The sequence below is a fragment of the Candidatus Solirubrobacter pratensis genome, from assembly GCF_000425945.1.
Classification (GTDB): Bacteria; Actinomycetota; Thermoleophilia; order Solirubrobacterales; family Solirubrobacteraceae; genus Solirubrobacter; species Solirubrobacter pratensis.
This window is the reverse complement of sequence record NZ_AUEK01000029.1, coordinates 1-15,745: the sequence shown is the minus strand read 5'-3', so window position 1 is coordinate 15,745 and position 15,745 is coordinate 1. Positions and strand designations below refer to the sequence as shown.

The 15,745-nt window shown below is 71.6% G+C and carries 14 protein-coding genes; 8 read left to right on the top strand and 6 right to left on the bottom strand.

Annotated elements, in window-relative coordinates; genetic code table 11:
- Together H958_RS46755 and H958_RS0124340 are read right to left on the bottom strand one after the other, a co-directional pair.
- Positions 1-776, bottom strand: a 776-nt coding sequence (locus H958_RS46755) for a NosD domain-containing protein (protein ID WP_196807538.1), incomplete at its 3' end; no start/stop codon positions are given.
- 339 nt (positions 777-1,115) lie between these two features.
- A complete protein-coding gene (locus H958_RS0124340) occupies positions 1,116-2,678 on the bottom strand; it encodes a hypothetical protein (RefSeq protein ID WP_028060557.1) in 1,563 nt (520 codons plus the stop codon).
- Positions 2,679-2,776: 98 nt separating this feature from the next.
- Here H958_RS0124340 and H958_RS0124335 point away from each other — a divergent pair, with 98 nt between their 5' ends.
- From H958_RS0124335 to H958_RS0124325, 3 genes are read left to right on the top strand one after another with little or no spacing between them, the layout of a single operon-like run.
- The gene (locus tag H958_RS0124335) at positions 2,777-3,550 is read left to right on the top strand and encodes a hypothetical protein (RefSeq protein ID WP_156028249.1); all 774 of its coding nucleotides are present in this window, start codon (positions 2,777-2,779) and stop codon (positions 3,548-3,550) included.
- Positions 3,547-4,812 (top strand): rhamnosyltransferase WsaF family glycosyltransferase, encoded by a 1,266-nt coding sequence (locus H958_RS0124330; protein WP_196807537.1) that lies wholly within the window; start codon positions 3,547-3,549, stop codon positions 4,810-4,812. The genes H958_RS0124335 and H958_RS0124330 overlap by 4 nt, the downstream gene beginning before the upstream one ends.
- A complete protein-coding gene (locus H958_RS0124325) occupies positions 4,809-5,852 on the top strand; it encodes a glycosyltransferase family 2 protein (RefSeq protein WP_028060554.1) in 1,044 nt (347 codons plus the stop codon). Before H958_RS0124330 ends, H958_RS0124325 begins: the two co-directional genes overlap by 4 nt.
- 4 nt (positions 5,853-5,856) lie before the next feature.
- Here the strand turns inward: H958_RS0124325 and H958_RS40030 are convergent, their stop codons facing one another.
- The 3 genes from H958_RS40030 to H958_RS0124310 are packed head-to-tail and all read right to left on the bottom strand — an operon-like array spanning position 5,857 to position 9,872.
- Complete coding sequence (locus tag H958_RS40030) at positions 5,857-6,906, bottom strand: right-handed parallel beta-helix repeat-containing protein (RefSeq protein WP_051324760.1); 1,050 nt, start codon at positions 6,904-6,906, stop codon at positions 5,857-5,859.
- Between the two features lie 3 nt (positions 6,907-6,909).
- Entirely contained in the window at positions 6,910-7,653 is a 744-nt protein-coding gene (locus H958_RS0124315; protein ID WP_028060553.1) for a hypothetical protein, read from the bottom strand.
- Positions 7,641-9,872 carry an O-antigen ligase family protein gene (locus H958_RS0124310; RefSeq protein ID WP_156028248.1) on the bottom strand — a complete coding sequence of 744 codons (2,232 nt, stop codon included), beginning with the start codon at positions 9,870-9,872 and terminating at the stop codon, positions 7,641-7,643. The genes H958_RS0124315 and H958_RS0124310 overlap by 13 nt, the downstream gene beginning before the upstream one ends.
- Positions 9,873-10,011: 139 nt before the next feature.
- Here H958_RS0124310 and H958_RS48485 point away from each other — a divergent pair, with 139 nt between their 5' ends.
- Genes H958_RS48485 through H958_RS40020 form a run of 4 tightly spaced genes read left to right on the top strand, consistent with a single transcriptional unit; the run spans position 10,012 to position 14,156 of the window.
- Positions 10,012-10,812 (top strand): DapH/DapD/GlmU-related protein, encoded by an 801-nt coding sequence (locus tag H958_RS48485; RefSeq protein WP_231379363.1) that lies wholly within the window; start codon positions 10,012-10,014, stop codon positions 10,810-10,812.
- Positions 10,809-12,380: an oligosaccharide flippase family protein gene (locus H958_RS0124300; protein ID WP_028060550.1), complete on the top strand. Its 1,572-nt coding sequence runs from the start codon at positions 10,809-10,811 to the stop codon at positions 12,378-12,380. The genes H958_RS48485 and H958_RS0124300 overlap by 4 nt, the downstream gene beginning before the upstream one ends.
- Positions 12,381-12,387: 7 nt before the next feature.
- Complete coding sequence (locus tag H958_RS40025; protein WP_196807536.1) at positions 12,388-13,284, top strand: glycosyltransferase; 897 nt, start codon at positions 12,388-12,390, stop codon at positions 13,282-13,284.
- The gene (locus tag H958_RS40020; RefSeq protein WP_051324758.1) at positions 13,281-14,156 is read left to right on the top strand and encodes a glycosyltransferase family 2 protein; all 876 of its coding nucleotides are present in this window, start codon (positions 13,281-13,283) and stop codon (positions 14,154-14,156) included. Before H958_RS40025 ends, H958_RS40020 begins: the two co-directional genes overlap by 4 nt.
- 57 nt (positions 14,157-14,213) lie before the next feature.
- Here H958_RS40020 and H958_RS46750 read toward each other — a convergent pair whose 3' ends face one another.
- On the bottom strand, positions 14,214-15,254 hold the full coding sequence (locus H958_RS46750) for an Ig-like domain-containing protein (protein ID WP_156028247.1): 1,041 nt from the start codon (positions 15,252-15,254) through the stop codon (positions 14,214-14,216).
- A 25-nt stretch (positions 15,255-15,279) separates the two neighbouring features.
- On the opposite strand from H958_RS46750, the gene H958_RS46745 reads away from it, so the two are divergent.
- A complete protein-coding gene (locus tag H958_RS46745; RefSeq protein WP_156028246.1) occupies positions 15,280-15,657 on the top strand; it encodes a hypothetical protein in 378 nt (125 codons plus the stop codon).
- Positions 15,658-15,745: the final 88 nt, after the last annotated feature.

Sequence of the window (15,745 nt, the reverse complement as noted above, 5' to 3'; positions counted from 1 at the left end):
TCCGTGACCACAACGTTGTCCTCGATCATCTCATGATCAGAACCATCCCACGCCGCCACCGAATCCGGCACGTTATAAAAGAAATTCCCGCGAATCACCGTGTTCTTCGACCCATACAACTGAATCCCATCGACATGCCCCCCCGACGCCCCATCCGTCTGATGCATATCCATGAACGTGTTATTCAGAATCTGAACCCCGTTACCACCATTCTGAATCCCATCCGAATTCCCACCCGAGAACAAACTGTTCTGAATCGTGATCCCCGCCGGCTGCGCCGTCCGCTCCGGAAACCACACCCGCCCCTCCCCACACGACGAACACGCATTCCACCCGATATGCGTATTGTGATCAAACACGATATTCGCGTTCTGCAGATACCCCGTCCGAAACACCGCCTGCGCATTATCAAACGAACTGTTCCGGACCGTGATGTTCTTCGTCCGAGCATCACTCATCTCAGACCCGGTTATCTTCAACCCATCAATCGTGATATTCGACGCCGGATTAAAACTCAACGCCATCGACGCCACCGCGCCCGGCTCCGGCATCACCGTCACATTCCCTGACTTCAACGCCCCCCGAAACGTCCCATACGACCCAGCAGCCAACAACACCCGATCACCCGTCGACGCCGAACCGAACACACTCGCAAACGACGACGGCGTCGCATGAAGATCAGCAGCATGTGCTGTCGCAGGTGACCCTACCGCGACGACGAGACCGACGAGCGCGCACGACGACCAGCGTCGCGCACGCGGCGCAAAAGACAGCACGATTCACTCCTTGGACTGTTCGCGCGACACCGCAACGCGCTGAGGCCTGCGCCGATGTCGCCATCCTGACCGATGTACCCCGTATCGACAGATCGCTCGAAGAGCTGAAACCTGCCTCGCGGGCCTCCCTGACCCCGCGGCACCGCGGCGCCGCTTCGCGAGCCGCTGGTACCCCTAAGCGGCCGGTTCGCCACACAAAGATTCGCGCGAGGATCGGCGCGGCCGCGCGGCGTCGCCCGCGGCGGCGCCGCGGACGCCGGGCGAGGCGCCGTCGAACGGCTAGGGGGCCGGCCCGAGGGTCAGCACCCTAGGCCGAACGTCCGGGGCTGGAGAAAGCGCTCAGGAACGGCGCGGGCGCAACGGGAGCATGCGGTCGCGCACCTCGGTCGCGGTGCGCCGCAGGCGGGGCCAGGGGCGCCACGGCGGCAGCGCGATGGACGTCGCGTCGGCCGCGTCGCGCGCGTGCAGTCGCAGCTCGAGCCGGCGATCCGGCCCGGCGCCGGAGGCGTCGCCGAACGCGCGCCGCGAGTCCGCGCCGCTCGACCAGCCCGTCAGCGCGGCGGCGTCGAGCGCCGCGTCGGGAGCTTGGACGCGGAGCTCGGTCGCGCCGGCCGGCAGCTGCACCTGGATCCGCCGGGCGTACGGCCGGACCGTCGCGGTCTCGCCGTCGAGGCGCAGCGCGTAGTTGCTCGCCGCGATCTCCTCCGACGGGATCCAACGGACGTCGCCGAGCCCGTTGACCGCGTCCGCGGCCGTGGCGAGCACATCGAGGCCGTCGGCGAGATCGTCGTGGTGCCCATAGAGGACGACCGGATGGTCCATGAACGCGCGCAACGCGATGTCCGAGCGCGACGACGACAGCGGGATCCGCGGGATCACCGCGCAGCCGTCGACGAACTCTCCCGGCCGCCAGCCGACCAGCGGCTGCTCGCCGGGAGGCGTCTCCGTCCACGGAAGCGGATGGATCGCGCACAGCGAGTCGAAGCCGAGCGCGGCGAGCGCCTGCGCCATCGTCCGCGCCGCCATGCCGTGCGGAGGCATCATCACCCGGTCGACGGCGAGCCGCGTCCTGCGCTCGAAGCGCTCGACCCGGCGCAGCGCCTGGCTCAGCAGCGACAGCGCCGCATCGCGCGTGGGCGGCCGCATCAGCTCGCGCTTGACATGGTCGTTGCCGTGGAACACGAGCGACAGGCGATCGCGCCGGCGCCGGAAGAGCTCGACGGTCGGTCCGTGCGCCCATGCGGCATCGATCGGGATCATCGCCATCACGGCGTGGTAGTCGTGGCGATCGGCGTGCGCGACCAGCTCGCGGTAGTCGATGAACCCATACCGCCGCCAGCGCACGTTCGGATCGTCGAACACGATCGAGGCCCGCAACGGTGGAGGCGTCCACCCGCCGGGGGCCGTGAGCTCGCGCAGGAACTGGATCAGCGCGACGAACGCCAACGGGCGCGCCGAGAGCGCGTTGAACAGGAGCTCGTCCTCGGCAAGTTCGGGCAGCCGCGCGCGCAGCCGCTGCACCGGCGCCGTCCCGTTCGAGCGGGTCCAGACGGCCCTGCCGCCCGACACGGCCAGCACCTCGTCGTCTTCGATCTCCTCACCGGCCAGGCGATCCTCGAGCGCGAGCCCGCGAACACGACGGTCCACGCGCGCGTGCGCGAGGACCTCGAACCGCTCGCCGCCGTTCTCCCTGCCGTCCGCGAACGCCAGCACCGGAGCGCGCAGCGAAGCGAGCTCGGCCGGCGCCGCGCCACCGAGCGACAGCACCGCCGCGGGCCGCGCGTCCGGCGTCCACGGCTCGAAGACGATCTCGAAGGCGGCGGCCAGGGCGGCGAACAGTCGCGGCCGGGCCGACAGCGCCTGGCCCGGGAGCACCGCGACGGAGGTCCGGTGGGAGTTCATGTCCCTGACCAACGGTCCGGCGGCCCGAACGTTTCCGCTCACGCGGAAGCGATCGCGCCGGGCCCGCGTTAGTGAGCCGACAGCCTATGCAACTCGGCATGCATCTTCGCGAGCTTGCGCGCCTGCGCGTGGGCGTCGCGCTCAGCTTCCTGCTCGCGGCCTTCGTCGCCCTGTCGGTGACCTACAAGGTGAGCCTCTTCCCGCCGGCGATCGCTCCGCGCGATCTCGAGATGGGGACGGCCTCGACGCGCGTGCTCGTCGACACGTCCAAGTCGCTCGTGCTCGACATCCGCTACGGCACCGGCGACTTCGACTCGCTGACCGCACGGGGCGTGCTGCTCGGCAACCTGATGGCGAGCGCCCCCGTGCGCGAGTACATCGCGCGGCGCGCGCACGTCCCCGCCAGCGTGATCCGGGCGACCACCCCGCTGACGCCCGACTTCCCGCGCCCGCTCGCCTCCGAGGGCGAGCAGAAGCGGCAGAGCGACCTGTTCAAGTCGACCGACCAGTATCGGCTGAACATCCAGGCGAACCCGACCGTGCCGATCGTCGACGTCTCCGCCCAGGCGCCCAACGCCAAGGCGGCGCAGGAGCTCGCCAACGGCGCCGTCGACGGGCTGCGCGACTACCTCGCCGTCGAGGCGGGCGACGTCCAGGGACTCAGCGGTGACGCGCAGCCGCGCCTGACGCAGCTCGGCCGCGCGCAGGGCGTCGTGATCAACCAAGGAGTCCGCTTGCAAGCGCTGGTCCTGTCCTTCTGCTTCGTGTTCGCGCTGTGCTGCGCCGTGACGCTGTTCGCCGGCCGCGTGCGGCGCGGCTGGGGCGAGGCCCGCTCGCTCGAGGCGCACGCCGTCGCGGAGGCGCAGACGTGAGCCCGAGCATGATCGAGCGGGCCCGTCAGACCGGCCGGCTGATGCGCAGCGAGGGCGGCAAGGCCATCGCCGCCCGGACGTTCCGGCGCGCCGCGGACGCGCTCGCGCCCGCGGGCTATGGGACGCTGCCGGTCGCGCGCTCGGACCTCTTGCGCGCCGCGGAGATCGCCGCCGCCGGGTGGAAGCTGCCCGAGCCCGCGCCGCTGGCCGAAGGCGAGCCGATGACCGTGGCGTGGGTGTTCGTGCCGCCCGCCGCCGGCTCCGGCGGGCATACGACGATGTTCCGCATGCTGAGTGCGCTGGAGGCCGCCGGCCACACGTGCGTGATCTACCTGCATGACCAGCACGGCTGGGCGCTCGAGCAGCACGAGCGGACGATCCGCCGGTGGTGGCCGCAGGTCAAGGCCCAGGTGCGCGATCTCGCCTCGGGCATCGAGGACTGCCACGCGATCTTCGCGACCGCCTGGCTGACCGCCTACCCCGTGCTCGCCTCCCCGGCCAAGGGCTCTCGGTTCTACCTCGTTCAGGACTTCGAACCGCTGTTCTACGCAGCCGGCAGCGAGACGCTGATGGCCGAGGCGACGTACCGGTTCGGCTTCCACGGCGTGACCGCGGGCCGCTGGCTCGCCGAGCGGCTCCGCAGCGAGTACGGGATGCCCGCCGATCACTTCGACTTCGGCTCGGACTCGGATCGCTACGCGCTCGACCGCGGGCCTGGCGCCGAGCATGCCCGCACCGGCGTCTGTTACTACTGCCGCCCCGAGACGCCGAGGCGCGCGTACGAGCTCGCGATGGTGGCGCTGGACCTGTTCGCCACGCGCCATCCGGACGTCGACATCCACCTCTTCGGGCAGCCGGCCGGGCGCCTGCCGTTCCGCGCCATCGACCACGGGCTGCTGACCCCCGACGAGCTCAACGCGCTCTACAACCGCTGCATCGCGGGGCTGACGCTGTCGGCGACCAACGTCTCGCTCGTGCCGCACGAGATGCTCGCCGCCGGCTGCATCCCGGTCGTCAACGACGCCGAGCAGAACCGCATCGTGCTGGACAATCCGCACGTCGCGTACGCGCCTGCGACGCCGTTCGAGCTCGCGAACGCGCTGTCCGCGCTCGTCGAGCGTCCCGCCGCGGACCGCGCGGCGACGGCGGTCCAAGCCGCGGCCAGCGTCCAGGGAGCCTCGTGGGAGGCGGCCGGGCGGCAGGTCGAGAGCATCGTGCGGCGCGTGGTGACCGCCGCGCAAGCGAAGACCCTCACCGTATGAGCCTCCCGACGGTCAGCGTGATCGTCCCGTGCTACCGGTACGCGGAAATCCTTGAAGGCTGCGTCGACAGCGTGCTCTCGCAGGCCGGCGTCGAGGTCCGCGTTCTCATCCTCGACGACTGCTCGCCGGACGACACCCCGGCGGTGGCGAGCCGCCTCGCGGCGCAGCACCCGCGCGTCGAGTACCGCCGCAACGAGACCAACCGCGGGTTGATCGCGACGGCGAACGCCGGCCTCGAATGGGCCGACGGCGACTACGTCGTCCTCCTTTCGGCCGACGACCTGCTGGTCCCCGGCTCCCTGCAGCGGGCGACGCAGGTGATGGAGCGCAACCCGCGCGTCGGGATGGTCTACGGGCGGCCGCTGTATGCCTACGCCGGCAAGCCGATGCCGGTGCCCTCCGGCCGCTGGGCCGCCACCGACATCCACGACGGCGCCGAGTGGATCCGCCTGCGCTGCCGCACGGGCCACAACTGCATCTCCTCGCCGGAGGTCGTCGTACGCACGTCGGTGCACCGCCAGGTCGGCGGATACGACCCGCGCTGCACGCACACGAGCGACCTCAACCTCTGGCTGCGGATCGCCGCGGTATCCGACATCGCCTACGTGCGCGGCATCCCCCAGGCCATCTATCGCATCCACCCGGGGAGCATGCTGCGCAACCAGGGCGGGACGATGGTGGACCTGAGCGAGCGGCGCGCCGCGTTCGACGCCTTCTTCGAGGTCGCCCCCGCGCTGCCCGGTGCCGCCGGCCTGCGCGCGACCGCCGGCCGCGCGCTGGCCCGGCAGGCACTGTGGCGCGCCAGCCGCGCGGTCGACCAGGGGCGCGTCGACGGTCCGGACCCGGTCGGCGAGCTGGTCGCGTTCGCCTTCGACGTCTACCCGGACGCCGCGCGCCTGCGCGAATGGCGCGGGTTGCGTCTGCGTCGCATGATCGGCGCCGGCCGCTCCGGCTGGTTCCCGCCGTTCCTGGCCACCGGCGCCGCGCACCGGCTCCGGCTCAAGGCCGATCGCCTGCGCTGGCAGGCGCGCGGCATCTGAGCGGCTAGCCCTGGACCTGGTTGCTGCCCCGCGAAGCGAGGCGCGACCCGCCTTCGACGTCGAGCTTGCCGAAGACGTTCTGCTCGACGACGGTGCCGCGGCTGGGACGCCCGCGGTTGCTGCGCATGATCCGCAGCGTTCCGCACGGCAGGCCGTAGTCGCAGCTGCCCGGCGCGAGGCGGTTCCCGCGCACGACCGAGCCGCGGTCGCCGCCGAGCGTGATCGCGTAGGGATACCCCGCGGTGCCGATGCTGTTGTCCTCGATCAGCTCGTGGTCGGCGCCGTCGGGCGCCATGATCCCCGTCGCCACGTCCTGCATGCGGTTGCCGCGGATGACGGTCCGAAGCGATCCGAAGAGCTGGATGGCGTCCGCGTGGACGCCCTTGCTCCCGTCGACCTGGTGGATGCCGCTGAACGTGTTCGAGAGGATCCGGACGCCGTTGCCGCCGTTCTGGATCCCGTCGGAGTTGCCGCCGCGGAAGACGCTGTCGCGGATCGTCACGCCCGATGTCCGGCGCCCGTGGTCGACGAGCTCGACACGCCCCTCGTAGCACCGCGCGCACTTGACGAAGTCCTCGTGGACGTTGTGCTCGAAGAGCACGTTCGCGTTGACGAGGTCGCGCGTGTAGATCACGGCCTGGGAACGGTCGAAGCGGCTGTCGCGCACCGTGATGTTGCGGGTGCCGCGGCCGCGGATCTCGAGGTCGGTGATCGTCAGCCCCTGAAGCGTGACGTTGGCGACCGAATCGAAGGCCACGGCGAGCCTCGCGACGGCGCCTGGGGCCGGACGCAGCACGACGCGGCCGTTCTTGAAGCCGCCCTTGAAGGTCCCATAGTCGCCGGCGGCGAGCTCGATCACGTCGCCCGCGCGCGCCATCGCGAACACGCCCGCGAGGGTTCCGGGCCGCGCGGGTATCGCCGCCTTCTCGAGCGCGGCCGGCGCCGTGGTCGCCGAGCGCGCGGGCGGCTCCCCGGAGCCGAGCAGCGCGGCGACGAGCCACGCCGCGAACAACGCGAACGGAATGCCGATCATCAACGCCTGGCGGCGGCGCACGGCTCAGCTCACCGCCTTCGCGGGCGCCGTGCGGGGCGGGGTGCGCAGCGCGCGCAGGAGCCCCAGCGCGACGATCATCCCGCCGCACCAGAAGAGGAACGTCATGACGCCCGCGACCACCGCGACCGGGATGCGCGATCCGCCGCCCGCGGTGATGGCGATCGAGCGCACGCCGCCGAGCGGGCGGACGGTGAACGCGCTCGCGGGATCCGGCGCCCGGCTCGCGGCGACCGCCGCCAGCGCCTTCGCGGCCGTCGCCGTGAGGCGGGCGGCATCGGCCCGCGTCGGCGCGACGGCGTTGAGCGTGACGATCGGCAGCGCCGTCGAGGTGGTGATGGTGAGCGTTGACACTCCCGCCGCTCCGGCGACGGCGGCGGCGTCCTCGTCGAGCGTGCTCGGCGCGACCGGCGCGGTGAGCGGCGGCCGCAGGACCACGAGCGATCCCTTCTGCAGGCCGGCGTCGCGCTCGATCGCGTCGCTCTGCTGCGGTGCTGCCAGCAGGTCGCCGAGGAGCGCGGCCTGAGGCCCGATGATGTCCGCCCGGGCGCGCAGGTCGGTGATGAGGGAGTTCGGCGTATCGATCAGCAACCGCGTCCGCGCGGCCCCGGCGGTCTGCACCGGCGCCCCTCCGGGACCGGCGGGCACCACGCCGAGCGCGCTCAGCGCGGCGACACCCGCGGCGAGCGCGCCGAGCAGCAGCAGGATCCGGTGGCGCGCGAGCACCCGGCAGGCTCTCACGAGCTCCATTGAGGCTCTCCTGGCGGTTCGGGATCGTCGGCGGTGACGGTGGCGCTGAGCATCGCCGCCATCCACAGGAATATGTATGGGCAGTGGGGGAACGACATCACGTCGAATAGGGTCGACACGACGAGGAAGGCCACCGCCGCGGCGGCCGCGACGAGCGCGACCGGTGCGTCGCGCGGTCTTCGCGCCCGGATCGGAGCGCGGGCGACCGCGATCACCGACAGGATCATCAGCAGGTACGCCGCGACGCCGACGGCGCCCACCTCCACGGTCTCGCGCAACAGCTCCATGTCGAGGATCCGGTAGCTCTTGTGCTCGTAGGTGCCGTATCCGCGGCCGAACACCGGGTGCGACCAGATGTCGGGGCGGACGGCGTCGTAGTCGGAGGTGCGATCGTTGACCGTGTTGACGTCCAGGTGATCGCCTCGCAGCTGGAACGCGATCGACCCCAGCGCACCTGGCGACACCACGTGCAGGACCACGAGCATCACCAACAGGAGCGGCGTGAGTCGCAGCAGCTCGCGACGGCGGAAGTAGCCGATCGTCAGGACGACCGCGATCGGCGCCATGAAGGCGCTCTTGCGGAAGGTCGAGATCATCGCGGCCAGCAGGATGCAGGCCGCGATGCCGTAGAGGATGCGCTCCTTCTTGACGTTCGCGTGCAGGATCCCGACGAGCGCGATCGGCAGCGCCATCGCCATCATGGCGACGGCCTCGAGCGGCACCTCGGCCGGCCCGCGGACGATGCGCCGGCCGATCTCGTCCACGGCCGAGGACTCCGCGTCGTTGCTCACCTGGAAGATCCCCGGGAGCAGCTTCGCCGACATCTCGTAGAAGAAGTTGTAGTGGAACCGGTACTCCCAGATGGTCCCTAACGCGCACACGACCGCGAGCAGCAGCGTGTACTTCAGGAACGCCGGGACCTCGCTGGAGCGGACGGAGCTCGCCGCGACGATGAACAGCGTCGCGTAGGACCCGAGCAGGACCAGCCGCTTGATGCCGGTCAGCAGCTCCAGCTTGAAGCTGAGGTAGCTCGCATCGAGGATCAGGCTCAGGCACGCCACGATCAGCACGGCGGCGATCGTGAGGTGGATCGTGGTGAGCTTCACGCGCGGCGCGCCGCGGCCGCCGAGAGCGAGCCCCAGCACCCACGCGATCACCACGAACGGGAGCACGAGCCGGTCGAACTTGAGGTCGATCGGCAGCGAGACATTGAGCACGATCGAGTTGAACGGCACCAGCCAGATGACGGCGAGCATCACCGCGAGCGTCCACGGCAGCAGGCGTGTGGTGTGCGGCCAGTCGTCGACCAGCCGCCGCCGGAGCGTCGTGCGACGGACGCGCGGCAGCGCGAGCGAAGGACGCCTCAACGCGACCGCGGGCATCGGCGCGGCCAGCGCCGCCGCGTATCCGGACGGCAGCGGCCCCCGGTCCGCGGGGCGCCCGAGGATCGAGAGCCGGCGCCCTGGAGCCGCGGGCTCGGGCTCCGCCTCGTCCGGCTCCTCGATCGCCGGGCCTGGGCGCCTGCGGCGGCGCGAGATGAACGCCAGCAGCGCCGCCGAGATCCCGAACGCGAGCATGAAGGTGAGCCCGGCGACCATCTTCTTGCCGCTGCCGAGCATGCCGCCGCGCGCAGGCCCGGTCTGGGTCAGCTGAACCTGAGAGCTCGGGTCGGCGCCCTTCTTGAGCGCCAGGTCCCGGAGATACTGCGTCAGGGCCGGCACGACCGCGTCCGCCAGACGCTGGGCCTCCGGCACCGACGGCGCCTGCGTGAACACGTTGAGCGTGGAGAGGTTCTGGCTCGGCTGGATGTCGAGCCGGTACGGCTTGCGGTCGGCGGCGATCTGGTCGGCGCGGCGCTCGCTGTCGGGCTCGGTCATGACCGTTGGCACGTTCGCGGTGATTCGCGTGACGCCCGCGATCTGGCGCGGGTCGATCCCGGCGATGCGGCCCACGTACTCGAGCACCGGGTCGCTCGTGGCGAGATTGCCGAACAGCACCGCACGCCGCCACAACGCGTCGAAGTCGTTGCTGTTCGCCGCCCCGTTCCCGACCACGCGCGACGGCGAGTCGAGGAACACGTGCGCCTGCGCACCGGCGACCTGGAACTGCCGCGGCGCCATGCCCGGCGGCGAGATGCTCAAGGAGCGCGTGCTGGCGAATGCTGCGACGGCTGCGACGAGCACGCAGGCAGCGACACCGGCGAGCCGGCGGACGATCACGGATTGAAGCGGCTTGGTCGGCATTCGCAAAGGCCGGGATCGCACCCGCCTCGACCGAATCAACGCGGCATGCGGACCCGGACTTCCACACCGGCGCCGTCGCAGAAGTCCCGCGCTCGCCGCCTCGTTGATGGGCCAGATGAGCACAGATGCCCATTCCACCCGGCGGCCCGTGCGCCAGGCGCTCTCCGCGGCCGCCGACCATGTCAACCGAGGACGGGTCGCAGAGGCGGAGCTCCTGTATCGCATGGTGCTCGACGCCGAGCCTGGCAACGTGCAGGCGCAGGCCGCCCTCGCCGAGCTGAGCGGGGCCGTCCAGCCTGCGCCGGCCACGGCCGACCGGCGGCCGCTGCACCGGCGGCTCGCGCGGCGCTATGCGCGGCCCGCGGTGGAGGCGCTCGCGCAGCAGCCGCGGATCTGGAAGTACCGGGTCCTCTCGACATGCCCCGGCCTGGAGGGCGCGCCGGTCGCGCTGCAACCGGTCCTGTTCGTCGGCCCCGGGAAGGTCGTGCTCGGCGAGCACGTCCAGTTCGGGTGGAAGACCTCGCCGCTGTTCTACACCGGATATTGCTACGTCGAGGTCTCGCGGCCGCACGCGCGCATCGAGGTGGGCGACCGGGTCGAGTTCAACAACAACTCGATGCTCAAGAGCGAGGGCGCGGGCATCTCGGTCGGGCGCGACGGACTCTTCGGCGCGCACATCGAGATCTTCGACAGCAACTTCCACGACCTTCACCCGGAGCGCCGCCGTACCGGGGTGCAGAAGATGGGGCCCGTCGAGATCGGCGAGAACGTCTTCGTCGGGATGGGCGTGCGGATCCTCAAGGGCGTCACGATCGGTGCGGACTCGGTGATCGGCGCCGGCTCGGTCGTCTCCTCCTCCATCCCCGCGGGCGTCATCGCCGGCGGCAATCCCGCGCGCGTCATCCGCGATCTGTGAGCGGGACCGTGGAGCAGCCGGAGCCGAGCGACGTCCGGTCCAACGAGGACCTGACGCGGGCCGTCAGCGGCGGCCTGCGCTGGATCACCTACGCGCGGATCGGCGTCGAGATCTCGCTGCTGGCCGGGATGGTGGCGCTCGCGCGCCTGATCCCGCCGGCCGCCTTCGGCATGTTCGCCCTCGTCCTGATCATCCAGGAGCTGGCGCTCACGCTGCCGATGGAGGGCATCGGCGGAGCGCTCGTCCAGCGCCGGACGATCGGCAAGCGGCACCTCGAGGCCGGGATGTCGCTGAGCCTCGCGCTGGGCGTCGTGCTCGCACTCGTGGCGCTGCTCGCGGCGCACGTGATCGTGGACCCGGTGTTCGGCCACGAGACGGCGTCGCTGGTGATGCTGGCAACGCCGTGGTTCTTGATCGGCGCCCTGTTCGCGGTGCCGACGGCCGTCATGCGCCGCAAGCTCGAGTTCGGACGCATGAGCCTGATCGACCTGACGATGACGACGACGCGCGCGATCACGTCGATCGGTCTCGCGCTCGCCGGGCTGGACGCCCTCGCGCTCGTGATCGGCAACCTCGTCGGCATGACCTGCGCGCTGGCGCTGGCGCTCTACTACGCGCCCGCGCCGCTGCCGCGCTGGCACCGGAAGGAGGCGCGCGAGCTGCTGCCCTACGGCGGCCCCGCGGCGCTCGCATGCGTCGCCTGGACAGGCTTCCGCAACGGCGACTACGCGATCATCGGCGCCCGGCTGGGGACCACGCAGGCGGGCTTCTACTACCGGGCCTACCAGCTCGCGGTCGAGTACCAGAAGAAGATCAGCGCGGTGATGGCGCAGATGGCCTTCCCGGTGCTGGCGCGCACCGAAGGCCCCGAGGCGATGCTCGCGCTGCGCCATCGCATGGTGCAGCTGCTCAGCGTCGTGCTCTTCCCGCTGCTGGCTCTCCTGGCCGTCATGGCGCCGGTCGCCGTGCCGTGGCTGTTCGGGCCGCAGTGGGAGGCGGCGGTGTTGCCGACGCAGATCCTCGCCGCCGGCGGCGCGGCGACGCTGACGATGGACGCGATCGGCTCGGCGCTTCAGGCCGCGGGGCGCGCCCGCGCGATGCTCGGCTTCGGCGTCGCGCACTTCGCGTTCTACGTGGTCGCCGTGCTCGCGGTGTCCTCGCACGGGATCGCGGCCGTCGCCGGTGCCGCGTCGATCGTCCACACGGTCTTCCTCGTCGTCGCCTACCAGCTGCTCATGCGCGGATACGGGCGCAACCCGATCGCCGTCCTGTGGGAGGACCTCTCCCCTGCCGTGATCTCGTGCATAGGCCTCGTCGCGCTCGCATGGCCGACGCAGTGGGCGTTGCGCAATGCCGGCGCAGGCGCCGTCATCACGATGGCGGCGGTCGTCGCCGCCGGCGGCGCCGGCTACCTCGCGATCCTGCGGATCGGGTTCCGCGCGGCCTGGCGTGATCTGGTCACGGCGCTGCAGCGCGTCCTGCCCGAGCGGCTGACCCGTCTGTCCGTACGAATCCCCACCGCGTTGGGCATCCGCCGCGCGGAAGCAACCAGCGGGCCGGAGCGTTGAGTTGAGCGTGGAGCATCGAATCCTGATCGTCTCGCCGGTCCGCAACGAGGCGGCCCACATCGAACTGGTCGCACGGGCGCTGGCGGCGCAGGAGCTGCCGCCGGCGCGCTGGGTCGTCGTCGACGACCGTTCGGATGACGACACGCTCGCCATCCTTCGGCGGCTCGAGACCGAGATTCCGTTCCTGACGGTCGTGCAGGCGCCGCCTGCGCACCCCGGGCCGCTCCGCGACCGGCTCGCCCTCGCCGTCGAGGCGCGCGCCTTCAACCTCGGCCTCGCGGGCAACGACCTCAGCGACTTCACGCACGTGATGAAGCTCGACGGTGACATCGAGCTGCCGCCCAACTACTTCCGCGAGCTGATGGCGCGCTTCGAAGCCGACCCGACGCTCGGGCTCGCCGGCGGGGTGCTGATCGAGCCCATGGCCGACGGCGGCCACCGGAGCATCGAGATTCCCCGCATCCACGTGCACGGCGCCCTCAAGTGCTACAAGCGCGAGTGCTTCGAGGCGATCGGCGGCATTCAGGAGCGGCTCGGCTGGGACACGATCGACGGGACCTACGCGCGCATGCGCGGGTACCGCACCCACAGCTTCACCGACCTCGTGTCAGTGCACCACCGGCCGATCGGCAGCGCGGACGGCACGGTTCGCGGGCACGCTCGCCACGGCGAGTGCGCGTACATCGCGCACTACACGGTGCCGTGGGTCCTGCTGCGTGGTTTCAAGGTCGGTCGCCGGCGCCCCGTCGGCGTCTCGGGCCTCGCATTCGTCTACGGCTATGCCCGCGCGGCGGCGCGGCGCGTCGAGCGGGTGCCCGACGCGGAGTACCGCAGGTTCACGCGCACGGAGCTCAGGCGCCGGATGCTCGGTGCGCTGCAGCCGAATCACGGGAGCACTCGATGAAGGTCGACGTCGTCATCGTCAGCTACAACAGCCGCGACACGCTGCGCGAGTGCGTCGAGCCGCTCGCGGGCGCGCCCGGCGTGCGGGTGATCGTCGTCGACAACGCCTCGCCCGACGCCTCGCTGGAGGTGATCGCCGACCTGCCGGTGCACGCGATCGAGTCCGGCCGCAACGGCGGCTTCTCGTTCGGGTGCAACCTCGGCGCGGCCGCAGGCGACGCGCCGCTGGTGCTGTTCCTGAACCCGGACGCGCGCGTCAATCCCGGCGAGCTGGAGCGCATGGTCGCGGCGCTCGAGGCCGAGCCCGACGTGGGCCTGCTCGGGCCCCGGCTGCTCAACGAGGACGGGAGCCTGATCCCGAGCGTGCGCCGCTATCAGCGGCCGATCTCGACGTGGGCGCAGGCGCTGTTCGTGCACCGCGTCCTTCCGCGCGCGACCTGGGCCAACGAGATCGCCACGTCCGCCGACGCGTATGAGCGGGTCGCCTACCCGGAATGGGTATCCGGCGCCTGCATGCTGGTCCGCCGCGAGGTGCTGGACGCCATCGGCGGGTTCGACGAGGGCTTCTTCCTCTACTGCGAGGACATGGACATCTGCGCGCGCATCCGCGCAGCCGGCTGGCGCATCCGCTATGACCCGCGCGCGAGCGTGAGCCATCGCGGCGGCCATTCGGCGCCGCGCAGCGGCCTGCTGACCGTGATGGTCCGCAGCCGCATCCTCTACGCCCGCAAGCACGGCGGGCCGGCGGCGACCTTCCTGCTGCGGCTCGGCCTCGTCGTCGACTCCGCGACCCACCTGATCGTGCGAATGCGCCGCCCCGGCTACGCCCGCGGGTACGCGGCCGCGATGCTCGTCGCGCTTCGCGGCAGCTGAGCGACGCCGGCCGGGTCCGGTGACGGCGAGCGCATCGCCGCCACCGGATCGCCGCTGTCAGTTCACGCGCAGCGAGTAGACCGCGGTGAACGGCGAGACGTTGCCGGCCATGTCGGTCGCCCGCGCCGTGTAGCCGTGCGAGCCACTCGAGACGGCGGACAGCTGGCGCGTCCACGTGCCGCTGCCGGACACCGCGACGGTGCCGCGCGAGACGCCGTCCTCGAAGAGCTCGAGGGTGGAGCCCGACTCCCCGGTGCCGGTCAGTGTGAACGTGCTCGACACCGAGCTGCCGGCGGCCGGCGACTTGAACGCCGGAGCCGCGGGCGCCTTCGTGTCGACCTGGATCACGCGAATCGCCGAGTCCGGCGAGGTCCCGCCGAGAGTCGACGCGCGGGCGCTGTACAGGTGCGCGCCGTCGCTGACGCCCACAGCCTGCAGCGACCAGGTGCCGGCCGCGGTGGCCGTCGTCGTCGCCACCGTCGCGGTGCCTTCGAGCAGGGCGACCGCCGAGCCCGGTGCCGCGGTGCCCGTGAACGTCACCGTCGAGCTGCTGACCCAGCTGTAGCCGGCGGGGGCCGAGATCGAGGGCGCCGACGGCGGCCAGGCCGGCGGCGGGGTGGGGGTCGGGGTCGGGGTGGCGGTCGGCGCCGGGGTGGGCGTCGCCGTCGGGGTGGGCGTAGGCGTCCGCGTGGGAGTCGCCGTCGGCGTCGCGGTGACGGTCGGCGTCGGCGTCGGCGTATTCACCGGAGTCGCCGTGGGCGTCGGAGTGACGGTCGGCGTCGGCGTGGGCGTGGGCGTCTTCACCGGGGTCGCCGTCGCCGTCGGCGTCGGGCGCGCGGCGCTGACGACGAACGACATCACCAGCGAGCCGGTGTCGCCGCCGGAGTCACGGACGATCAGCCGCACGTACTTGGTGTCTGCGGACTCGAACGTCTTCGTCAGCTTGCAGCCGTCCGCCGTATCCCAGACGATCGAGCCGGTCGCGTTCTCGAACGACCACGTGCACGTGAGCGCGCCGTCGCCGGTCGACTGCGTCCCGTCGAGGACGACAGGCGTGCCGACGAGGACGTTCGCCGGCGCGGTCCAGACCGCCCGCACGCCGGGGACGGGCGTGGGGGTCGCGGTGGGCGTCGGCGTCGGCGTGGGCGTCCTCGTCGGCGTCGGCGTCGGCGTGGGCGTGGGCGTCGGCGTCGGCGTCGGCGTCGCAGTGGGCGTCGGCGTCGGCGTGCGCGTGGGCGTCGCGGTCGGCGTCGGCGTCGGTGTCGGGGTCGGCGTCGGCGTCGGCGTCGGCGTCGGCGTCGGCGTCGGCGTCGGCGTGGGGGTCGTGGACGCGTTGACCGCGGCGCCACGGTCGCCGCCATCCGACGCCGAGCCCTTACCCAACGAGGTCGCCGTCAGCGCAAACCCATCCAGCGAAGCCGGCCGCGCCCCACCGACAAACGTCGGCGTCCCGAGCACGTCAAAAGCCCCCGAACCGTTCGCCTTGGTGAACAGATTGTAATTCTCCTCACCATAAGACTGACTGCCCTCCGGCACATCGATCCGCGACACGATGTTGTCCTTGACCACCGTCCCCGTACCACCCGGCG